General features: G+C 47.4%; 18 protein-coding genes. 7 read left to right on the top strand and 11 right to left on the bottom strand.

The genetic code is table 11. The features are described 5' to 3' along the window. Positions 1 to 4: 4 nt before the first annotated feature. The 7 genes from AC3WT9_RS30230 to AC3WT9_RS30200 form a co-directional block, all read right to left on the bottom strand. A complete protein-coding gene (locus tag AC3WT9_RS30230) occupies positions 5 to 1,081 on the bottom strand; it encodes a zinc-dependent alcohol dehydrogenase (RefSeq protein ID WP_341091687.1) in 1,077 nt (358 codons plus the stop codon). Between the two features lie 685 nt (positions 1,082 to 1,766). After that, complete coding sequence (locus AC3WT9_RS30225) at positions 1,767 to 3,602, bottom strand: UbiD family decarboxylase (protein WP_341378117.1); 1,836 nt, start codon at positions 3,600 to 3,602, stop codon at positions 1,767 to 1,769. Positions 3,603 to 3,684: 82 nt separating this feature from the next. Beyond that, positions 3,685 to 5,091 (bottom strand): FAD/NAD(P)-binding protein, encoded by a 1,407-nt coding sequence (locus AC3WT9_RS30220; protein ID WP_341091685.1) that lies wholly within the window; start codon positions 5,089 to 5,091, stop codon positions 3,685 to 3,687. Positions 5,092 to 5,342: 251 nt separating this feature from the next. Beyond that, the gene (gene pyrH, locus AC3WT9_RS30215) at positions 5,343 to 6,080 is read right to left on the bottom strand and encodes a UMP kinase (RefSeq protein ID WP_341091684.1); all 738 of its coding nucleotides are present in this window, start codon (positions 6,078 to 6,080) and stop codon (positions 5,343 to 5,345) included. A 203-nt stretch (positions 6,081 to 6,283) separates the two neighbouring features. Then, on the bottom strand, positions 6,284 to 6,865 hold the full coding sequence (locus AC3WT9_RS30210) for a TetR/AcrR family transcriptional regulator (protein WP_341091683.1): 582 nt from the start codon (positions 6,863 to 6,865) through the stop codon (positions 6,284 to 6,286). 508 nt (positions 6,866 to 7,373) lie between these two features. After that, positions 7,374 to 8,342 (bottom strand): hypothetical protein, encoded by a 969-nt coding sequence (locus AC3WT9_RS30205; RefSeq protein WP_342481574.1) that lies wholly within the window; start codon positions 8,340 to 8,342, stop codon positions 7,374 to 7,376. Positions 8,343 to 8,530: 188 nt separating this feature from the next. Then, on the bottom strand, positions 8,531 to 8,902 hold the full coding sequence (locus AC3WT9_RS30200) for a hypothetical protein (RefSeq protein ID WP_341091681.1): 372 nt from the start codon (positions 8,900 to 8,902) through the stop codon (positions 8,531 to 8,533). A 166-nt stretch (positions 8,903 to 9,068) separates the two neighbouring features. Between AC3WT9_RS30200 and AC3WT9_RS30195 the strand changes: the two genes are divergently transcribed. From AC3WT9_RS30195 to AC3WT9_RS30185, 3 genes are all read left to right on the top strand, one after another. Beyond that, positions 9,069 to 10,337 carry a S8 family peptidase gene (locus AC3WT9_RS30195; RefSeq protein ID WP_341378116.1) on the top strand — a complete coding sequence of 423 codons (1,269 nt, stop codon included), beginning with the start codon at positions 9,069 to 9,071 and terminating at the stop codon, positions 10,335 to 10,337. 111 nt (positions 10,338 to 10,448) lie between these two features. Next, positions 10,449 to 11,672, top strand: a complete 1,224-nt coding sequence (locus tag AC3WT9_RS30190; RefSeq protein ID WP_341378115.1) for a hypothetical protein — start codon at positions 10,449 to 10,451, stop codon at positions 11,670 to 11,672. A gap of 43 nt (positions 11,673 to 11,715) precedes the next feature. Next, positions 11,716 to 12,543, top strand: a complete 828-nt coding sequence (locus AC3WT9_RS30185) for a GNAT family N-acetyltransferase (protein WP_341378114.1) — start codon at positions 11,716 to 11,718, stop codon at positions 12,541 to 12,543. Positions 12,544 to 12,722: 179 nt separating this feature from the next. Here the strand turns inward: AC3WT9_RS30185 and AC3WT9_RS30180 are convergent, their stop codons facing one another. Further along, entirely contained in the window at positions 12,723 to 14,015 is a 1,293-nt protein-coding gene (locus AC3WT9_RS30180) for an amidase (protein ID WP_341378113.1), read from the bottom strand. 156 nt (positions 14,016 to 14,171) lie between these two features. Here AC3WT9_RS30180 and AC3WT9_RS30175 point away from each other — a divergent pair, with 156 nt between their 5' ends. The 4 genes from AC3WT9_RS30175 (at position 14,172) to AC3WT9_RS30160 (ending at position 19,530) form a co-directional block, all read left to right on the top strand. Continuing rightward, entirely contained in the window at positions 14,172 to 14,846 is a 675-nt protein-coding gene (locus AC3WT9_RS30175; protein ID WP_341091676.1) for a response regulator transcription factor, read from the top strand. Then, positions 14,843 to 15,898, top strand: coding sequence for a HAMP domain-containing sensor histidine kinase (locus AC3WT9_RS30170; RefSeq protein ID WP_341091675.1), 1,056 nt, complete (start codon positions 14,843 to 14,845; stop codon positions 15,896 to 15,898). Before AC3WT9_RS30175 ends, AC3WT9_RS30170 begins: the two co-directional genes overlap by 4 nt. Positions 15,899 to 16,018: 120 nt before the next feature. Continuing rightward, positions 16,019 to 17,770 carry an ABC transporter ATP-binding protein gene (locus AC3WT9_RS30165; RefSeq protein WP_341378112.1) on the top strand — a complete coding sequence of 584 codons (1,752 nt, stop codon included), beginning with the start codon at positions 16,019 to 16,021 and terminating at the stop codon, positions 17,768 to 17,770. Then, complete coding sequence (locus AC3WT9_RS30160; RefSeq protein WP_341378111.1) at positions 17,770 to 19,530, top strand: ABC transporter ATP-binding protein; 1,761 nt, start codon at positions 17,770 to 17,772, stop codon at positions 19,528 to 19,530. The genes AC3WT9_RS30165 and AC3WT9_RS30160 overlap by 1 nt, the downstream gene beginning before the upstream one ends. A 327-nt stretch (positions 19,531 to 19,857) precedes the next feature. Here AC3WT9_RS30160 and AC3WT9_RS30155 read toward each other — a convergent pair whose 3' ends face one another. The 3 genes from AC3WT9_RS30155 to AC3WT9_RS30145 form a co-directional block, all read right to left on the bottom strand. Next, complete coding sequence (locus AC3WT9_RS30155; protein WP_341091672.1) at positions 19,858 to 20,100, bottom strand: hypothetical protein; 243 nt, start codon at positions 20,098 to 20,100, stop codon at positions 19,858 to 19,860. 162 nt (positions 20,101 to 20,262) lie between these two features. Beyond that, positions 20,263 to 22,719, bottom strand: coding sequence for an O-antigen ligase family protein (locus AC3WT9_RS30150; protein WP_341091670.1), 2,457 nt, complete (start codon positions 22,717 to 22,719; stop codon positions 20,263 to 20,265). 191 nt (positions 22,720 to 22,910) lie between these two features. After that, the gene (locus AC3WT9_RS30145; protein ID WP_341097619.1) at positions 22,911 to 23,099 is read right to left on the bottom strand and encodes a glycerol-3-phosphate acyltransferase; all 189 of its coding nucleotides are present in this window, start codon (positions 23,097 to 23,099) and stop codon (positions 22,911 to 22,913) included. Positions 23,100 to 23,185: the final 86 nt, after the last annotated feature.

The following is a 23,185-nucleotide window of genomic DNA, read 5'->3' as shown; positions in this document are numbered from 1 at the left end:
CTTTTCAGAAAACAAACACCGTTTTTAGAAGCGGCTTGTCCGAAGAAGCTGCATGATCCGGCATATGTCCCAGCAACTCCTGAATGGCTGTCCCGGATTGGTTCAAGCTGTACTTACGTGTAATCAGGGAGGCTACCTCCGGCACATCCTTCGCAAACTGAAATGCATCCTCAAAGGTGTTCAGATATTCACCGGCTCCCAGGAGCCTTACTGCGTTCTGGGTGTAAAAGGTCGGTGAGATTGTATACTGATATTTCCCATTGATGCCGAAGGGGATTATCGTACCGCCGCGCTCCACCCACTGTTCCGCCAGCTCCATCTGTGTGCCCACTGTATCTATTACGATGTTAAATTTCTTCTCTCCCAGTATGCTTGACACCAGCTCCGGGGTCAGCTCCTCCGGCGGGCAGGCATAGTCAGAGATTTGCTTCGCCTTTGCCAGCCGGCCTGTATTGATTTCCGTAGCAATAGTGGTGCATCCCATACGTTTAGCAACTATTTGACCTAAAAGTCCCATCGGGCCGGAACCAAGAATTAACACCGAGTCATCTGCGCTGATCCTGGCCTCACGGAAGTTATGCAGAACACAGGCGAGTGGTTCAACGGCCAGTGCAGCTTCCCAACTCATTTGTTCAGGTAGTTTATACAAGTACTTTTCATCAGTAACGAACCAGGGAGCAAAAGTGCCATTTTTGTTCAATCCGGCAATCGGCATGCCCTTCCCATCCGTTCCTATGCAGAGATGTTCTTTGCCTTGACGGCAAAATCTGCACTCGCCGCAGCTTTGATTGGGATCAATGACTACTCTGTCGCCTATGTTCAGGCCTGTCACATTCGCCCCGGTTTCGATAACAGTTCCTACAGCTTCATGACCGCGTATCACTCCAGAAATACCAGGTTCTTTTCCTGTGATGACAGCCAGATCGGTTCCGCAGATCCCCGTCATTTGAATTTTTATTTTGACATCAGTTAATAGTGTGACCGCAGGGATGTCCAGTTCAGACAGATTCAGTCCCTCGGAACACCATACCAGTGCTGGCATCTTCTCCGATACTGCATATTCAGCTTGTTCTGATTTCATTGCCTAATCCCCTTTCCACTTTCTTACATTTATTTTCTTTTCTTTTCACATAATTTCATATATTTTCACATCAACTCAGTACGCCCCCTTTATCTCTCGAAAAGCAACAACCAGAAGTTGTGCAAACGTTTGTACGATTTCATTTTTTATCCTATCATATATTTTTTGAAATGTAAGGAATTTATTGTCGAATATTACATCATTATTATTTTTTTCTATTTCATATCGTTAATAATCTCCAAAATATGACTGCATTCGTTTATTGGGTCCTACAATCTCAGCTCAGGGGATCGGGAATAAAATCCGGGCCAACAGGATCGCTCAGCGATTAGAAGCCAGGCTAGGCCTGGACTTCTTGGATTAATTCACTTGTAAGTTATTTCTCTCCGATGCATTATTTTCACTCTTAGAGTCTCTTAACTCTCTATCATTTGGCAATTTGTCCTGCCTGCATATTGCATTATATTTTTTTCTGTAGAGTACTCCCGGACACGCAGGTTACGACTTTGATCCAGCAATGTTACCTATTTTCGTACGAAATTTCGCGAAAATATGACAAAAAACCGATTTTCGAATAGGTACAACTGTGAGACGCACATAAAAAACCGCAGCGACATCAGCTGCGGTTTTCCGTTCGAATATACTGTTTTCTCCCAACTCCCCGCCAAGAGAATAACCTGCAGTTTTATTTACGCAGGCTTCCCAGGATGGCTCCCTTTGCAAAAAGCCGCTCAATATGGCGCTCCACCTCAGGATCCGGGATTAATGGCGGGGCCTGATGCGGTTTCGTACGGGCGTCTATAATGACATTGTCGCAGGACCAGTGCTTATTCTCCACTACACTGTTCACGCCATATATATCATGCGAAGGGTTGCTGCGCGTGAAGGTCGCCCATAGGAAATTGTTCAGGGTCCCGCTCATAAACTCGCTATCATCACACAGAATAATCATCGGCAAGGTAGGGAGCGGACCTTGTTCCTCAATGGCGTCGCACAAAGACCTTAACTGCTGCTGCGCTTCATTATAATTAATGAATGCCGGCCCTTGCAGGGCAACGATGCCCGGCATCACCATTCTGGCCTCACCGAAGCCCTGTAGCCGGGACAGAACCTCCGGCACTTCTGTGCACAAGCTCCGCTTCTGCTCTCCCACTGCCGCAAAAATCACCTTGCTGCCGCTGTTCATTCCTGTGCCGGAATAATCAAGCGTATCAATCGTAGTATTGGTCTGAAAATGAATGTCACGGCGAAGGTCAATCCGCTCCAGAATATAGGTCAGAAAATCAACCACATTATGAGTGCTAATGGCCCGGTCCTCCTCGGCCGTAATGAACAGATACTTAGCCAGGCTAAGCTGGCCGGTTCCCAGGATCCGGTTGGCGATGGTAAGAATCTCCGCCGGCTGCTTCAACTGCTGATAAGGCGTGTACCGTTCGCTGCCAATGGCAAACAGCAGGGGATGCACTCCTGAAGCATCAACCGCGTGTACTTCTTTCACTCCCGGGATCTCCTGCTTCACAGCGCCTCCGGTCAGTTCATGAATCAATTCCCCAAAGGCGGTATCCTCCTGCGGCGGCCGTCCCACTACGGTGAACGGGAAGATTGCCCCTTTCTTGGCATACACCTTATGTACTTTCATGACCGGGAAAGGATGCACCAGGCTGTAGTACCCCAAGTGGTCGCCAAAGGGACCTTCCGGTTTGGTCTCACCGGGATGTATTTCCCCGGTAATTACAAAATCCGCATCCGCGCTGATGCAGAAGCCGTCTACATAGCTGTAGCGGAAATGGCGTCCGGCCAGCAGACCGGCAAAGGTCATTTCGCTTAAGCCCTCCGGCAGCGGCATGACAGCAGACAATGTGTGTGCGGGAGGACCGCCGATGAAGCAGCTCACTTTAAGCGGTTCGCCCCGCTTGTTCGCTTGGGACTGGTGGATTCCGATGCCGCGGTGGATCTGGTAATGAACCCCCACTTCCTTATTCACTTCATACTCATTGCCGCTGAGCTGAATACGGTACATGCCCAGGTTGGAATTCATTATGCCCGGCTTGTCCGGGTCCTCCGAATACACCTGCGGTAAGGTGACAAAAGCCCCCCCGTCTCCCTGCCAGTGCTTAATCTGCGGAAGGTCGGAGATTTGAATTTCCTCGAAGCCTGCCGGGACACCGCCGAGTGTCTTAAGCGGCAGAGCCTTTCTCGCGGCAAGCCCTGTACCTATATATTTAAAGGGTTGCTTGAGCGCCTTCATCGGATCATTGCGCAGCGCGATGACATTCTGTGAAGAATCCCAGGTATCCCGGAATATAAACTTGCTGCGCTCAATGGTCCCGAAGAGGTTCGACACCGCACGGTACTTCGAGCCTTTAACATTTTCAAATAATAATGCAGGGCCGCCGGCCTCATAAACCTTTAAATGGATCGCTGCCATCTCCAGCAGGGGGTCCACTTCCTCATGAATACGGATCAAATGTCCGTGCTTCTCCAAATCTATAATGCACTCTTCCAAATTGCGATAGGTCATGGTCTTACTCCAATCTGCAGAAGAAATATGAACCTCTCTATTATAGCAAAAAGCCCTCTTGATTTCTCAAGAGAGCTTTTCCTTACAAATCTCCGGTAAATTCAATTTCATTATAGGAGTAAAAGGATTGCAGAATCCTCTCACGGTCATCCCCGAAGAGCTGATCGGCCACCCCGGCTACAAGCTTGGGTATGGCGTTCCGGATACCTGAAATCGCCGAAGCGGACAACCCGCAGCTGGCCAAAGCGGAATAGTTAAATACAAACAAACCATGCAGCAGCTTCTTCCCGTCTTCCCCACGGCTTTGCAGCGCAAACCCCGGGCTGAGATAAGGATGCGCATCAAGCAGCGGATTCACCTTATCTTCCGGGGCTTGATAGCGGTCGCTCCAGCGGGCGACATAACGCTCAACCAGCCGCAGCTCGGGACGCAGGCCGGGATCACTGAGAAGACCAGTGCTGACCACAATATAATCAAAGGCGAACTCTCCCTTGGGAGTTGTTACTACCGCCCCTCCCGGAGTAGCCTGCACATCAAGCCACGGGGAGCCGAGATGCAGTGTGAAGCCGGGCCAAGCCGCGGCACGGGCAAAGGTATCATTGGTCGGCGGCTGATTGTACTTGAAGAAATGGGAGATCACCGCATATTTATCGTCATCCGCCAGCGTATGGAACCTTTCAATCATCCCCGATATTTCCATCTGGCGAATCGGGTTGACGCTCGGCAGCTTCTCCCGCCGTACAAAGACATGGGCTTCGGCTGCACCTTCGGAGAGCATGTAATTAGCATTGTCGAAGGCTGAGGCTCCGCCGCCCAGAATGGCGATTTTTTTGCCCTTCAGTGCGCTGAAATCAATAGCCTCCGAAGTATGCGAGTACAGATGCTCCGGCAGATTTCCGGCAATAAGCGGCGGCACATGCCATTGACCGCCACCCTGAATGCCGGTAGCCAGCACCACCTTCCGGGCCAGCAGCAACCCGGAGGGTGCTCCCGGGCCAGCAATGTGCAGGCGGTGGAGCCCCTCTTCTCCAGGCTCAATCAGCTTCAGCTTCACCTCATTGATGACAGGAAGTCTGAGCACCTGGCGGTACCAGCGCAGATAGTTCATCCATTCACCGCGCGGGATTTTGTCCATGGCCTCCCAGCCCTCGGGACCAGCCTGCGCTTCCCACCAGGAGCGGAAGGTCAGGGATGGAATCCCTAAATCAATGGAGGTCAAATGCTTTGGCGTCCGCAGTGTAACCATCCGGGCATAGGTCTCCCAAGGCCCCTCTGACCCTTCACTGTTCTCGTCAATGACCAGAATGTTAGATATCCGTTCACGCAGCAGTCCAAAAGCCGCTCCCAAACCGCTTTGACCGCCTCCGACAATAACAACATCGTAGACATGCCCTTCCAGATGCTCCAGAGGACGTACCCAGTCCGTACCGCCATAGGCCAAATAGGAAAGGTCAGTTTGTACTCGTTCATTTAAAGTTTCCAGGCTCATCAACCCTCAGACCTTTCGATGGCATCTTTTAGAAATCAAAATACATGACTCTCCGCCAACCTTCACGCTGATACTGATGGCCACATTATATCTTGAATGCTGTGCCTTTTAAATATATATGTTAGGTTTATTGTCATTATAGCTAAATTATTGCCAACCGATTGTACATAATCACTAATATTCAAGCTTATTAGCTAGCTGTATATTGACAAACTAAGCTATTATACTCTCAATAGAATAAAACATGCCACTTATTCCAATTCCAGAAGAGATTCTCCGCTAATGATTGTTCCGTGATTGATCCCTTCACAAATGTCTTTCATGGAACCCGGCTGGTCAAAGTTGAACACATGCATCGGGAGATGATAATCCCTGGCCAGAATGAACGCTGACTGATCCATGACCTTCAAGTTATGCTGGAGCACATCGTTGTAATGCAGGGATTTGAACTTTCTGGCCGCCCTGTCATGTTTAGGATCTGCACTAAGTACACCATCCACCCCTTGTTTGGCAACCAGCAGGGCATCACAATTCACCTCGATCGCTCGTTGAACCGAAGGATAGTCTGTTGTCACATAGGGCTGACCGTTGCCTCCGGCGAAAATCACGATATACCCTTTTTCCAAATGATGAATTGCCCTTAGACGGATATACGGTTCAGCAACGGATGTAGTCGGTATTGCTGTCATTACGCGCACTTCTCTGTCAGATTTGGCTTTGAGTACTCCACGCAGCATCAAGCTGTTGATGACGGTCGCGAGCGTGCCGATATTGTCAGCCTCCGCTCTTTCTATGCCCCAGCTCTCCGCCATGTTGCCACGGAATATGTTGCCTCCTCCGATCACGAGTGAAACCTCAACGCCCAGTTTCACCACGGACATAATTTCACTCGCGATATGCTCCATTTTTTCCGGTTCAAAACCAAATTCTGTCTTTCCTGCCACTGCCCCGCCGCTTAGTTTAATGAGAACTCTTTTGTACCTTACCAATCTCTACACCTCCGCATAATAAAAAAACACTAAAGCATAAAATGCCTTAGTGTTTCAATGAAATGAAAATATGAAGATTTAAAAATGAATTCATATTTCCACCTCTTCCAGTATTTTAATTCAATCTATTGTATACTCATCAAGAAGAAAATAGCAACGGCTAATATCTTAATCTGCTTTCTTGCAGAAATAACGCCAGACCGCTATTCACAGCTCATTCCCTCTTTTTCTCTCAGGAGCAAAGTTTCATACATCTCCCTGACCATGATTATCGCCTCATCAATCTCCAGCTTCTTTGTACTTGAGTGGATCAGGGTTCCCAGCCCGATTAAATAGATGGCGAGATTCAGAAAAACCCGCTTAAGTCTGTGTTCTGAGGCTGAATTGAGCCGTTTGCTATGACGCATGTAGGCCATACTTATGGCTTCGCCTATAAATTCTTCTTGATCCAGATCATAGCTCTTATAACCTGAAAGATACACAGATCTGAACAAATGCTGTTCTTTCTTGGCAAAATGCAAAAATCCGATAGCCAAATTGAGAGCAGGTGAGTAGTACCCCTCCTCATAACTTGTCATGCTGTAACGCACATGATCTACAACCCTCTGATACGCCAGACTTTTGATCTCCTCCATATTTCCGTACAAGCTGTAAATCGGCTGGGTGGAGCAATTCAGCTTCTGCGCGATATTTCGGGCTGACAACATTTCAAGCCCCTGCTCCTGCACAATGGCAAATGCCGCCTGTATAATTTGCTCTTTCGTAATATCTGATTTCGGCGGCACGATCTGCACCTCCTGATTTTTTTAGGACTCATTTTTAATGCTATCGTTGATTACAAGGTCAGATATCCCAGCTTGAGTTTTCTGACTATATTACTAGGAGCAATAATAAGTGTTATTGGTCTTCTCAGTAAGGATTAAGTTCTACCGATTTCTGCAATTCAGCTTTTCTGCATAGATTGAACTTAAGATATTAGAGTACAGGATCAGTCGCTACTACGGTGAATATTTGGACTTCCGGCCGCTGTTGTCTTCAAATTTCTTGATTTTAACCGCTATTAGCGGTAGAAATCCGAAGACTGCTTATGCTTTCGATGCTAGCTTTCCTTCGGAAAGCTTTCAGTCGGACACTACCGCTCCTCCAGTTCCAAAATCCCCCTCCGTTGCTCCTTTCCCTTATCTCAAGATTTAAGTTCAATATATAGCCCTATTTTTCCGGGCCGGAAATCCATATACACCACATAAGGACCATCCGTTTCTGGCAAAGCTGCAAACCCCCTGATAGACTTCATCATTTTCCTCCCAAGAAATTCAGCAATTCCCGGTTAACCGCCTCAACCATTGCTTTCGTGAAATCCGAATCAAAAAAAAGGCCTATGCCCTCAGGAATCGGCGCTGCGGTCTCATGATCAAAATCTGCAAAGTCACTGTCCTCCGGCAAATAATACCCCTGTTTCTCCCGGAGACCTTTCCAATCCTCCACCGGTAGCTGCCCGGCTAAATCAACCGCAAAGACCAATCCAATGCCCATATCCAGGTATAAATAATTATTGTGTCTGCGCGGCGGCTGCGGTTTAGCTGAATTCAATTTAAGCGTATGTGAACATTCATTTTCGCTCATCCGCAGCACTACAACTTCGTTGCTGTCTGCATCCACGAGCATCGTAACATAGGGGACAAATCCGGCAAGAAACCGCAGCAGGGCAGAATCCCGTAAGGAATCTTCAAATATCCAGCCGACCGGCATCAGACTGGATTCCCCCCCGGATTTGAAATAGAACTTTCTCAGCAGCGTTTGCAGTTCTTGCACATCTGGCGCATCATAAGGCGTAAGCAGCTCCAAATTCACAGGATAATGAATCAATTGTCTCTTGCCCTCATGGTAATGGCTGCTCATATCCTTGTGACGGTACAAATCCTGTATAACGGGCAATATCCCGGTCTTCGTCTCCTCGAACAATATCTTCGATTCCGGTCTGAGCTGCTCCAGAAAAAACGATTCTATTACACCTTCATGTCCGGCTTCCCTTACTACCGTAAAATGTGGCGCCACCTGCTCCATCAATATGGCTCTAATCGCTTCATCTTGTACCGGGATTACCTGGGCGAAGGATTGGTCGTCCAACACACTAGAAGCAATAAAATACTGCCCAAGCGCCGTCATCCCGGAAGGTGGCTTGTCCATCGTCAGTCTGTTCACATGAAAATCAGTTAACCTATCCAGTTCAAATCGCTCCTGCTTGGCGCTATATTCCAGCAAGCTACGGTCTTTGATCCACTCGTATATAGGACACCCCTCCAATCTGAATACCAAGCTGATGAGGATACAGGAAAAACATTACAATTCCAGTTTACTCTAATTTGTTTTCATATCATAACAAACAGCGCACACCGTCTTGCATCGGCGCACGCTGTTTAGACTATGTCACATCCATGGATCACCCCAGATTAGAATCTGGCGATGAAAAATTCACGGTCTGCAGGGACATTTCGGCTGACTACCGAATTTCCGTTGGCATCTCTTATTCTCAAAAGATACGGTACCGTTGTTAACGTGGTGATTGTGGGGAATCTGGCCACACCAAAATCATCAAAATCGGCTGTTGTTGTTACGCCTGCGTTGGTTAAGCTAGCTGTCCATCCACTTGTATCTCTTGGTGCATTAGACAGATTCGTAGCAATTACGATAAATCTGTCGAGGCTTTGTCTGATTCTGCGTTTCTTTTTCACTGCGGATGCCTTTGCCTTGCGGGCCATAAGCGCCTTTTTTGCCATAAGTGCCCGTTTTGCCATAAGAGTCTTCTTGTCCACTGGCTTCATTTACTTCACCACTTTCTTATAGGATACACTATTAGATTCATTTCCCGTGCTCTCTGAAACTACAATGGCCTATTTGAATTAAAATGTGGTAGTGTCCTAGGTTCATAGATACGTACCCACCGTCTCTTACTGTGCATACACTGACTGAAGAGGTGATCACTGAGCAATGAACGCACAGTTATGGCTGCAGCAGCATGCCACCAAATTAAATCGGCCCCTGAAACACAAAGTCCGGAAAACCTATGCCTCTGTCAATAAAGCGGTCGCCGTTCCGGTTATTATTCAGTTTAAACGCCCTGTCACATCCTCCCGTCTTCTTGCTCTACACAGACATATCGGCCCGCAGCCATTTATCGTAAGCCGCCGTCTGCCTCTGCTCAATGCGGTATCCTCACAGGTATCATTGAAATGTCTGGAACGCATATGCTGCTGGAATGGAGTTCACAAGGTCTATTTGGACGCAATCAAAACGACTTCATTAAATATAGCCACCCCGTCAATCGGAGCTGCAACCGTTCGGCAAGCGGATGGGCTTACGGGCAAAGGAATCCATATCGCCATTCTCGATACCGGAGTATTCCCGCATCCGGATCTGACCCGGCCGGTGAACCGGATTATAGCCTTCAAGGATTTTATCAATCACCGGAAACAGCCCTATGACGACAATGGTCATGGCACACATATTGCCGGCGATGCGGCAGGCAACGGCTGGGCAAGCCGGGGGAAATACAGAGGCCCGGCACCGGAAGCGGGAATTGTGGGCATTAAAGTATTGGATAAGAATGGTGATGGCTATGATTCCACGATTATTAAGGGGATTGAATGGTGTATTAAGCACCGGAAGCGGTTGAAGCTGCGCATTCTTTCACTGTCCTTCGGCGGACCGGTGAATACTTCATGTGAGGACGACCTGCTCTGCCAAGCTGTAGAAAAAGCAGTAAAAGCCGGGCTCACCGTCGTGATTGCCGCCGGAAACAGCGGTCCAGGCCGCAGAACAATTGAGTCGCCGGGCGTTAGCCCTTCGTCTATAACAGTTGGGGCTGTAGATGACCGCCGGACGCTGCCGCAAGGCGATGACCGAATCACCGATTTCTCCAGCCGCGGGCCGGCACCGGGAGGAAGGAAGAAGCCTGACATTGTAGCTCCTGGCGAAACGATCATCTCTCTGCGGTCTCCCGGCTCACAGTTAGCCCGCCAATATCCGTATTTGAGAATAGATAATCAGTATTTTGTCTTGTCCGGCACCAGCGTCTCGACGCCTATCGTCTCCGGCGCAGCCGCGTTGCTGCTGCAGCGTTCCCCTTCCCTCTCCCCCTTACAGGTCAAAAAAACTTTAAAACGGAATGCTTTCCGACTGGGTCTCCGTCCAAATACGGCAGGCAGCGGAGAAGTGAATGTCAGATTTCTGCGGCGGAACGCAAAGGGCACGAGCTGAGCTCGTGCCCTTAAATTTCAATTTTCCTTTTTCTACATTGGTCTTAACCTTTTTACACGCAATTTATGGTATATTCTGTTTTATTACAGTGTAGGGGAGTTGTGCCCGGTAATGACTGAAATGCTGCATCTGCACGGCTTTGAAAATCAATTTGTAGCTTACTCCGGGGTTACCCTCGATGAGCGCTACGCTGTCTTTTATGTCAGTGACGCTATTTATGAAGAAGAGCTTACGGAATCCGGCCCCTTTGCCGGAGTGCTTCGCTATGATCTGGTCAACCATACCACGGAGTTCGTCAGCTATGGGCATAGGTCTTATATTCTTAATCATTCAGACGCCGGGCGCTGGATTTATTATGCCTATTTGAGCTGGGAAGGCCGGACAGCCGTCTTGGCGATTCATCAACTGGATTGCCGCAGCATGCATGCGAAGGAGGTCTATATTCTTCGTTTGACAGATGATCTGGCAGAAAACATAGAGGTATCGGCTTTAAAATACACAGAATTGTATGGGCTGAACCAGCGCTATCTATTGGTGGCTGTCCGTGATCTGGACCCCTTCTCCAAAAAACGAAACTCCGGATTTACCGGATATCTGCTGATCGACGTCGAGCTTGGGCAGAGCTTCCCCGTTCCCGAGAGGATCGGGCCGAATGACCGGATCGTACACTTATCATACACCTCAGTCTTTGAGCAGGATCATATCGAACAGCTTATGCTTGTAACGGGCCGGATTGGAGTCTCTGAGAAAAGGGCGGAATGGGATTACAGCCAATACGATATGCCCGAAGGTACAGCCATACAAAGTGTGGTCATGATTCCGCTGGAACAGTTCGTTCAGAATATCCGCAATCACCTGCCAATCGACGAAACTTTTATTATTGACCAATGTGATCCGGCCCATGGGTATGCCGGCATCAGCCAGAGAGGCTCTTCGCTTTTCCTATGCAAACAGAATTTTAGCGAGAATTCTTCAGAACTATGTACATACGGTCTAAAGAACAGGCAGATGGAAAGATGCGGACTTGAGGAGTGTTATGACAATATTTATATCGGAGAAGATCTGAACAAGTTTGGAATCAGAACATCGGAGCCTCTGGACCAGATTTATGATCTTGACAGCGGTGAGCTGTTGTACACGGCCAGCGATCAATATACGATGGTAAGGATGATCAATGCTCAGTGTATGCTTACCCGCAAGTTCATCGCAGAGCAGGAAACCCTGTTGCTGCAGCTGATCGACATTTATACCTTGCAAGTCATTGGAGCTGTTACCGGCCGCTGCGCATCCATCAGTTATATTCCGGAGGCTGGGGTATACCTTTGTTCTGAATAAAACAATTAAGGATTTACGATTACAGAAAACGGAGTGTGCAGCCATGAATATTCGCAGAGCAACCACGGCAGATGCCGGGATTTTAGCTGAAGTAATGAAAAGAACGTTCGACCTGGAGATGAAGCGCTGGGCAACGGAAGAGAATGAATATGATAATAATCTACGCCCGCCGGGATATGACTCTGCAGAAATGCACAAGTATTTCATCCGGGAATCAGATTATTTTGTCTTAGAAGTAGAGCAGCATATTGCAGGCGGGTTCAGCATTAATTACACCGGAAGAAGACATGCCCGTCTCGATAAAATCTTCATTGACCCGCAGTATCAAGGCCGGGGCTTCGGATCGAAGATCATGAGTTTTCTCGAAGAGGAATTCCCTGCTGTCCGGGTTTGGAAGCTGGAAACCTCCAGCAAGCAGCTGAGCAACCACCATTTCTATGAGAAATCCGGTTATACGCGAATCTATGAATCCGCCACCGAATTCGGCTATGAAAAGGTCAAATCGGGCACGGCTGTAACAGCAGAGGAAGGTGTGAGATTTGAGGACCAGCAGCTCTCCAAGGCGGAATTCGAGAATTGTATGATGAATGAAGCCGACTTTTACAATATGAATCTGGAAAAATCCTCCTACAGCAACAGCAATTTAAGACGCAGCCTGTTTACGGACTGCAATATGAGTGACTCCAAATTCACCAACCTGAACCTTCAGAGCACACTTATTGCAGATTCCCGGTTAACCGGCAGCACCCTATTCGGCTGTGATCTTTCCAATGTGAATATTCAGGAATGCAACCTGTCCGGCCTGCGAATCCATGATATTCCGGTAGAAGACTTGTTTGCAGCTTTTCGTTTCCTCACCTGTCGAGAATAGGTACATTGCCATGCCGCCGATAATGATTTCAGGATCTCCTCCCATACCTTTAGCTTGGCGGTATTGGTATCAATGGCTTTTACAAGTGGAAACGGATACCGTCCTCATAAGGACGGTATCCGTTTCAGCGAGAAATAGAAGGATAATTTATAGCATAAAGCATATGAATTCTTATATTTTCACAAATCCCGAGCCACTTCCCGGGCCCAGGCCAGCAGCCATTCATCCTCGCCAAAGCTTCCGATGCACTGAAAACCGAGCGGCAATCCCTCAAGGCTTGCTGACGGAAGGCTGAGAGCCGGGCATCCGGCAAACCCCCATATGGCGGGCATACCAGACCATCCGGTATTATTGTCCGCTACCTTCGGAGCGATTCCGCCTTGGGCTGGAGACACCCAAATATCTATCCCTTCTTTCACCATCAGCAATTTCAGCTCTTCACGCAGCCCCCATTGCTTCCTGCGGTACCCGTCCAGTTCATCTTCCGGGATGGCTTTGCCTCTAAGAATAGCCTCTCTCACCGGAGGACCATAGAGCTCAGCATAATGCTCAAACCAGGATGCATGCCCGCGCGCCATCTCTCCTTCAATGAACCGGAGCATGCTGTCCCCGTAAATAAACTCATCTTCCCATGGCATGTCTGCATAACGGACCTCGTAGCCCAACTGCTCAAGATGTTCGATTTGCGCAGTAAAGGTGGCTTTGACCTCCGGGCTCATCAGTTCCATGTACACTCCCCGAGGGATACCGAGTACAGGCTTCCGATCTACCTGGCGGGGGGTCCAGTCCGGAACAAGATGGGCTGCAGCCACTTCCATGCTTGGCAGATCCTGTGTGAAGAAGCCTATTGTGTCAAAAGAAGGTGACAGCAGAATCACTCCATCCAGCGGGACTCTTCCATAGCTCGGTTTGAATCCGGTCACCCCGCAAAAGGACGCCGGTGCGATCACAGAGCGCAAGGTTTGGGTGCCTACTGCGAGGGGACATAGGCCGGCGGCTACCGCTGCTGCAGATCCTGCGCTTGATCCGCCGGGCGTGTGTTCCGTGTTATGCGGATTCCGTGTAGCAATAGGCCCATTGTAGGCAAATTCTTCGGTCACTGTTTTTCCGGCAATCAGCACTCCCAAGTCACGAAGACGTCTTACCAATGAGCCTTCCTTATCAGCCAATACTTCTGGAGGAAGCGCGGAACCGGCACAAGTGGGTAAACCGTCGACATGCAACAGATCCTTAATGGCGATAGGGATTCCCCATAAAGCCGGTTTGACTGCCATTGCAGCGGATGAAGCCAGCAAACGCTCCGCTTCAATGGCCAACCGCCCCTCCAGATGCTCTTCCGGAACAAAGGCATGGATCTGTGGTTCAAACTGGCGGACCCTTTGCAGATAAAGCTTTACCGCTTGCTGTAATATAATATCCGGTTCTTCTTCATTACTGTGCAGGTCGGTTAAGGTGGAGCGGGCAAGTTGCACGGTATCATCTCCAAGGTCATTTTTATAATCTCGAATGATATACGATGCCAAGTCCTATAAGTTACATAAATTCCCTATACTTCACAGTTTGTTCATTGCAGAAGAAAGATGATATTATGACCCTGAACCCCCAATGAAATGAATTGGAGTGAAATCATGATCAACATTCTGGTCGTAGAAGATGAAAAGCATGTAAGAAGACTACTTGAAGCTGTTCTAAAACGTGAAGGATATTCTGTTGTTACTGCCGAAGACGGAGTTAAAGCTTTGGAGGTCCTTGATTCACAGCATATTGATCTAATCATTCTGGACATCATGATGCCTAATATGGATGGTTATGAATTCGCAAAGGAAGTAAGGGATGCCAATAGCTTGATCCCCATACTTATGGCTACAGCCAAACAGCTCCCTGAAGATAAGAAAAAGGGGTTCCGGCTTGGAACCGATGATTATATGACCAAGCCCATTGATACCGAAGAAATGCTTCTCAGAATCCAAGCTCTGCTTCGCCGTTCCCAAATTGCGAGTGCCCGTAAGCTGGCAGTGGGTAAAGTCGTACTTGATTATGACGCCTTGACGGTAACCCGCGAGGATGAGAAACAGACCCTTCCGCAAAAAGAATTTTATTTGTTGTATAAGCTATTATCTTATCCTGAGCGGATTTTCACCCGAATCCAGCTCATGGACGAAATATGGGGCATGGAAAATGAAAGTACGGATACAACCGTTAATGTGCACATCAATCGTCTGCGGAAACGGTTTGAAGCTTATCCGGAGTTTGAACTGGTTTCTGTTCGGGGTCTGGGATACAAGGCGGTGAGAACACCATGAGCAAGATGAGTAATAAACTCAGCAGCAGAATCTCTCTTCCCCTCTATTTCTCTCTTGCCGTATTCGTCATCTTTCTCATTACTGTTGTGATTACCGGGCTGCTCTTCTATCTTGCGAATGTTTTTGGTCTGTTAAATGAAGAAATCGCCAAAGATGGCACCTTGCTTCCCGTAATGACATTAATCGCCTGCACAATTATCGGTACGACGATATCGGCTGTCACAAGCCGGAAAATGGTAAAATCCATCCGGATGTTTATAGAAGCCACGGACCGGCTTGCCAAAGGTGACTTTTCCATGCGTCTTCAGCTCAAAAGCCCTCCGGAATTTAAAATTCTTTCGGAGAACTTTAACCGGATGGCCGAAGAGCTTGGGGGAATTGAAATTCTGCGAACCGATTTTATCAATAATTTCTCCCATGAATTCAAAACCCCCATTGTCTCGATCAAAGGATTTGCCGAAGTGCTCAAGCATGATGATCTTAGCAAAGAGGAACGGGATGAATATCTAGACATTGTTATTGAGGAATCGGCTAGACTAGCCTCCCTCGCCTCGAATGTTCTTGAGCTTTCAAAAATTGCGGCGCAGACGATTTTAACGAATAAAGTACGGTTTAATGTTGGGGAGCAGATTCGCCAATCTGTGCTGCTGCTTGCTGCCAAATTGGAGAAGAAGAATATGTCGCTGAATGTTAACGTTCAGGATTACAATATCTCTGGAAACAAAGAGCTGTTGAATCAAGTCTGGCTGAATTTGTTGGATAACGCGATCAAGTTCACACCTGACAATGGCCTAATTGAAGTTCAAATGAAGCAAAATGAAAATACCATTGTCATTCTGTTCCGCGACAACGGTTGCGGGATTAGCCAGGAAGGACTTACCAAGATCTTCGATAAATTTTATCAGCAGGATACTTCCCACTCGACTGCAGGCAATGGGCTTGGATTAGCGATCGTGAACCAAATCATTCATTTGCATGAAGGAACAATTGCCTGCAGCAGCACCCCGTCACAAGGTACCACGTTTACAATTACAATACCGGATGGACTTTGACTTTAGTCTTGAAAGAACTGAATGGTTCTTTCAGGGCTTTTTATTCTTTCAGAAAAGTTAATTTTCAGTTTATCTTGTTTCGTTATCATGGATGCAACACCACATAAAGGAGTCAGAGATATGGTCACTATACTTAAATACTTGAAACCGAAGGAATGGGCTCTGGTCGGGTTTAGCCTCCTCTTCATTGTTGCACAGGTATGGCTGGATTTGGAATTGCCCGGTTACATGAGCGATATTACCCGTCTTATACAGACACCGGGAAGTGAAATGAGCGAAATTATTACAGCCGGAGTCTGGATGCTGCTCTGTGCCCTCGGCAGCTTAGCCACCTCCATTATTGTGGCAGGCATTGCCGCCAGAACCGCGGCTAACTTCTCTTCAAGATTACGCTCCAAATTGTTCGATAAGGTACAGTCCTTCTCCATGGAAGAAATCAACAACTTTTCTACAGCCAGTCTAATTACCCGGTCCACGAATGACATCACGCAAGTGCAGATGCTGATTGTCATTGGTCTGCAGCTGCTGTTGAAGGCTCCTATCCTGGCAGTCTGGGCGATGCTCAAGATCACGGGCAAAAGTTGGCAGTGGTCGCTCTCTACCGGTGTCGCTATTGGCGTGTTAATCCTGATTGTCGGCATATGTATCGTGCTCGTGCTGCCGAAATTCCAAAGATTACAGCAACTGACGGACAACCTAAATCGTGTAGCAAGAGAGAACCTCACCGGACTGCGTGTCATTCGCGCGTATAATGCAGAAGGCTATCAGGAAGATAAATTCGGCGTAGCCAACAACGAGCTTACCCGGACGAATCTCTTCGCCAACAATGTATTGTCCATGCTGATGCCAAGTATTTCTCTCATTATGAGCGGTTTAAGTCTCTCTATCTATTGGGTAGGTGCTGTGTTGATTCAGAATGCCGATGGTGCCGCGAAGCTGGGCTTATTTTCCGATATGATTGTCTTCTCATCCTATGCGATGCAGGTGGTTATGGCGTTCATGATGTTGATCATGATTTTTATTTTAATGCCCCGTGCCCATGTCTCTGCCAAAAGAATCAACGAAGTGCTGGACACTAAACCAAGCTTACAGAACGGATCGCTTACTTCCTCCAAGGCGGATCGGGTTGGCGAAGTCGAATTTAGAAATGTCAGCTTCAAATATCCTGATGCAGAGGATTATGTTGTTGAGGACATCAGTTTTACGGCAAAAAAAGGAGAAACCGTGGCATTTATCGGTTCAACCGGATGCGGAAAAAGTACCGTTGTTAACCTGATCCCCCGCTTTTATGATGCTACAGCAGGTGAGGTGCTGGTGGATGGTATCAATGTCAACCAATACGAGCAAAGTGCACTGCGCAACAAAATAGGATATGTATCCCAAAAAGCGATTTTGTTTGGCGGCACGGTAAGCTCCAACGTTGCTTTTGGTGACAACGGAAGTAATCTTGCATCTGATGTCGTTGATGCCGTTTATACCTCTCAAGCTTCGGATTTTGTGGAAAAGATGGACGGCAGCTACGAGGCTCATGTCGCACAAGGCGGCTCGAACCTGTCCGGCGGGCAGAAACAACGTCTGTCCATTGCCCGGGCCATTGCGCGCCGTCCTGAAATATTGATCTTCGACGATTCCTTCTCAGCCCTTGATTATAAGACAGACCGCAAATTGCGCAGTGAGCTGAAGAAAGAAGCCCGCGGCACAACGATGCTGATTGTTGCCCAACGAATCGGTACAATCAAAGACGCGGACAAAATTATTGTACTGGAAGCTGGACGTATGGCAGGCATGGGGACACATGATGAATTAATGCAGTCCTGTAGTATCTACCAGGAAATTGCCTACTCACAACTTTCTAAGGAGGAGCTGGCCTAATGAACAAGAGCAAAGAGCAACTCAACACCTGGAGCAAACTTCTCCGCTATGGCAGAAAATATATTCCCGTAGTTCTTATTGCAATTATCAGTGCAGCAATCGGTACGGTACTGACTTTGCTCGGGCCGGATAAGCTTTCAGAGATAACAGACTTGATCACCGAGGGCATCGTCACCGGTATTGATATGGAAGCTGTAACTTCCATTGGACTCTTCCTTGTATTTATCTATCTCCTTAGCTCTGTATTGTCTTTGGCACAAGGATTAATTATGTCCGTAGTTACACAAAAGGTTTCCAAAAGCTTAAGAACCGATCTCTCCCGTAAAATGAACAGGCTTCCGATCTCTTATTATAATAAGTCTACAACCGGTGACATCCTGTCCCGGGTTACAAACGACGTGGATACCATCGGGCAAGCGTTAAATCAAAGTGTCGGCACACTGGTCACTGCCCTCGCCCTGTTTGTCGGGTCTCTCCTCATGATGTTCAAAACGAACGTGATCATGACCATTACAGCGATTGTTGCCACCGTAATTGGCTTTGGCCTCATGGCGGCAATTATGAAAAAATCTCAAAAGTATTTTCAAAGCCAGCAAGAATATTTAGGAAAAATCAATGGCCATGTGGAGGAAGTCTATTCTGGACATACTGTAGTGAAGGCCTACAATGGCGAATCGCAAATGCGCAGTACATTTGAATCCTTGAATACGAATCTTAAAGATAGTGCATTTAAAGCACAGTTCCTCTCCGGTCTCATGATGCCGATTATGATGTTTATAGGCAATCTGGGGTTTGTGGCCGTTTGTGTCGCAGGTGCTATACTTGCTATGAACGGAACGATATCCTTTGGGGTTATCGTGGCCTTCATTCTGTATGTCCGTTATTTCACACAGCCGCTGTCACAGATTGCGCAAGCCGCACAAAGTCTGCAATCGGCGTCTGCCGCAAGCAAACGTGTCTTTGAATTCCTGGATGCCGAAGAAATGGACAATGAGAGTCACAAGGAAGGACATCTTGAAACCGCTGCGGGCAAAGTGAAATTTGAGCATGTGCAATTTGCTTATGACAATTCAGACAAGCTTGTTATTAAAGATTTCTCTGCAGAGGTTAAGCCTGGACAAAAAGTCGCTATTGTCGGTCCTACCGGCGCAGGTAAAACAACGCTTGTAAACCTTCTAATCCGGTTTAATGAATTAATGGGCGGGGAAATTTATATTGATGATACCCCAATCAGCAGTTTGACCAGAGAAAATATCCATGATTTATTCTGTATGGTTCTGCAGGATACCTGGCTTTTTGAGGGCACTATCAGGGAAAACCTAGTGTACAACAAAACGGGCGTAACCGATAATGAAATCGAAGAGGCTTGTAAGTCAGTGGGCTTACACCATTTCATACAGACCTTGAGTGCCGGATACGATACCGTGCTAAACGACAAAGTCAATTTATCTACAGGGCAAAAGCAACAGCTTACGATCGCCCGCGCGATGCTCAAGGACGCGCCGATGCTCATCCTCGATGAAGCAACAAGCTCGGTCGATACAAGAACAGAGCTGTTGATTCAGCAGGCGATGGATAAGCTTATGGAAGGAAGAACTTCCTTCGTGATTGCACATAGGCTCTCAACAATTAAGAATGCCGATGTGATTCTGGTTCTGAAGGATGGCGATATCTTGGAAAGCGGCAGCCATCATGAACTGCTTGCCAAAAATGGCTTCTATGCGGAGCTTTACAATAGCCAATTCGAACAAGCATCTTAATGCGGTTACAAAAGAAGTGGAAACGGCTTGCCGTCCTCAAAAGGTTGACTTAAATCATTGGATTTTGCCGAGTACGGCGAATTCAAATGCACTTATGCTTCTCATTTCACCCGGAGCCCAGTAGCCCAGTGGCACCAATATCTAATATCCTGTGCAGCATAGTGATAGTGTTCCTGGCACTTTTACTCAATCCCAAGTAGCTGAGCCAGTGCATCATCAAGTTTTCGAGTGATACACAATTTTCACAATCTATAGTTTTCTTTACCACAAAAAAGCCGCATACCCCACAGATCGCGGGGTATGCGGCTTTGATTGTTGTGCCAAGTTTCATTTTTCACTCTTGACCGTAAAGCTGCGGACCTTCATCCATTTCCCTGCAACGAACTCATCAATGGTCCCTGTTTTTGTTCTGACGCAAAATTTGTGCTGTGTTCCTTTGTCAAAGCCCGTGGCCTCAAAGAGTAAATCATCGCCTGCCGGACCTTTATAATAGACCTGCTTCAGGCCAAGCCTGCTGAGCAGTTCCAGCTTTACATTCTCAATATACGAACGTGAAATCTCAGTTGACATCCAGGTTCCTCCTGCGGTATTCTCTACTTTTCTTTGGATTTGACCAGCTCCGGGAAAGCTGTGTCTTCTTAGAGGATAACGCAAAAACGCCTCAATTACACTTTAATTTTCAAAAAATGCAATATGCAAAACGATTTCTTATTCAGGAGAGTGTCCCTTCCTTTAATACTGCTTAGCTAAGATTTCATCAATTCGGGCCGCCTCCTGTGCGTCCGCTGCAATCAGCAGATCATGGACCGCCTGGTCCTGGCCTCCATTCTTTTTCAGTGCAGCCAGATACCAGCGGGCGATCTCGCGGTTAGTAACATCCGCATAATCTGCACTTAAGGCCTGCTTTAAGATATCCGATGCTTCCTGTACTTCGCCCATCATAAACTTTATCTTACCCGCGTTCAGGGCGATGAGCGGGGTTACAGAGAATGGATTTCCTTGCAGCTGTTCGGGTGGCAGTGTCTTCAGATGCTCCACACCGGCAGTCACATGATCGTAGGCTTGAAGTCCAATTGTGAAATATTCTTGTTTAGCCGCATCGTCCTTTAAATTAAAGGCTTGCTCTCCCAGCATAAAGGAGCGGCTGATCAGCGTACTGTACCAATCGATATCCCACTTGTACTTGTTGGCATTATCGTGGTAGACCTTGAGGGCAAGGTCGCTTTGATTTTTAAGGTCATAATAAGAAACCAACTGCTTCAATAACTCTTTATCGTAGGGCTCTCTCTTTAGCGCAGTCGTCAGTAAGGTGTGCGACTCCTCCAGAAATTGTTCGTTCTGCGTCTGGGAATACACCTGCTGATCCAGTGAAGACAGATAGATCGTCGACTCCGGATGGCCTGGACGTATCTTCAGCGCCTTGACCAGCGGAGCTTTGAGCTCATCATAGGATTGACTGACACTGAACAACTGCCGGGCTTTATTGCCGGCATTGTTGGAGCTGATATAGTTAATGGACAGAACCAGCATGAACACCGCTCCTGCCGTAAGGATTGCAAGGTACCCGTAACGCACCCCTGCCTTGTTCCAGTTCCGGCGCAGCGGTTTGCTGTCCATCACCACTGCCATTCCGGCCATGCCCAAAAAGACCAGAATCCCCATAAATGCATAGCTCATATTGAAATCCAACAGACTGTGAACAAGAATGGATAATGCAATAATCAGATAAAAGAAACCATTGCTGAATTCATCCTGCTTCCTTGCCGTATACCCGCGGATATACTTATAAAAAATATAGAGAATGAAACTCATAAACACAACAAACCCGACTATCCCCACCTCTATCAGATACTGCAGGAAAAAGTTATGCACTTGGTGGCTGACATAGGGATTATTCTGATATTGCCCGAACACTGCCTGCCAGCCGCTACCTCCGATCCCAAGAACCGGATTATCCTTAATAACCTTAACAGCATCCTTATAAAAGGTAATCCGCTCCAAAACACTATGCTGCTTGAAGTTAATATTCTCCAGCCGGACTTCAATGTGGTCCGGGAGAATACTCCGCACGCCTGTACCGATCAGCAGAAAGGCAATAATACCGACAAGCGCTACCGAACCCAGTGGAATCCACATTCCATTCAGTTTTCGGGAGTTCTCGCCGTCCAGCTTGCCTCGGAGCCATGGAGCCAGGTAACGCTGCACTGCCCAGCTTAATCCGGCTGTGAGGAGCGAAGCCCCGAGCAAGTAGCTCCAGCCCTTTAATGCCGATGATGACGTGAAATCCGTATTGAGGCTGATTCCCAGATTAGTGACGGGTGACGCAATAATTAAAGATGCCAATCCAGAAATTCCAAGATGAATGATCCATAGAATCTGCTGCACAGACTTCAGGAATAACAACAGCAATATAAATACTACCGGCATCATGACAAGCCCGCCGCGTGACAGCGTGAGCAGCATGGAAACGATAATCGGGACGAGCATGAACCCGTGTATCAGCCAGCCGTACCCCTTTTTGGAGCGGACCAGTGCAAACAGAGCAACAAACAGAAAGGCCATTAAGAAAGCTGCATACGTATTGGCATACTGAAATATCGAGGTCAGGCGCAAACCGTTGGAATCAGTTATCAGTGCGCCATTGTAAGTTCCATTGACCACTTCCTTTGTGAACCAGCCTACCAGACTGCCCGCTAACTTCCCGCTCCCCAACCAATTGAGCAGGCCAAACCATACAATGATATAAGCAATACTCAAGATGGCCTGCTGTACCGCAAAGTTTACCTGCTTTTGCTTTAACAGGTAGAAGGAGATTATAAAGACGGCAGCGTACATAGTCTGAATAAACAGCATGTTCATCGCTGAGAAATGCGAAACAGCTACAAACAGTGTTAGCGCGTAAATGACCGGCAACATAAATGCAGCCAGGACAAGCAAGTCACTTTGCTCCTGCAGCTTGAATTTTTTATAATTCAAACCTACCCAGCCAAACAGCATAAGACAGCATAATAGAGCAGACACAAAGAGAGGTTTCTCGAATATGAGCTGCTGACTGTTAAACAATCCCCTCTGAAATGGCGCCCATCCCAGAAAAAGTATAAAAGCGGCAGCCAGCAGCCATACTCCCCCTGTTGATCTTTCGTTATGCTTCAGCTGCACAGCGTTTTTTCCATACACAGGTTTCGACACAAGTTATAACCTCCACACTTACTAGATTCATAAATTTATAATGTTTAATAAATCTCACAAGCCCAATGAGCCCTTTTTCCATATTTCAGCAGATGGTAGAGCTAAGAAGCCCGTAGACTAGTAGAATCAGTGTAAACAGCGGCTGGAGCGCCATAAACACACCTATTCCTGAGCAAATCCCTTACCTCCTTTTAAATCCAGGCCGCTACTCCGTATTTCACGCCAAATACCCGGGCCATGTTCGTCGTTCCGGCATTTTCACTTCCTAGCCCCCTGATATCCTTGTGCATAAACTTGTTTGAGACTATCACCGCTCCGCAGATATTCCCCAGGAAATAGCTGACGACTCCAATTAAAGACAGTTGCCACCAATACTGCATTAAGATAATTTGATCCACTCCTTAGCGTATGTATAACGCAAGCATTTTCAATTGATGACTGTAATAATATGTAACTTATATTGTAC

Source organism: Paenibacillus sp. EB106-06-01-XG199, assembly GCF_058791575.1.
Note: the sequence above shows the minus strand (reverse complement) of the source record. Positions and strands in the feature narration are given on the sequence as shown.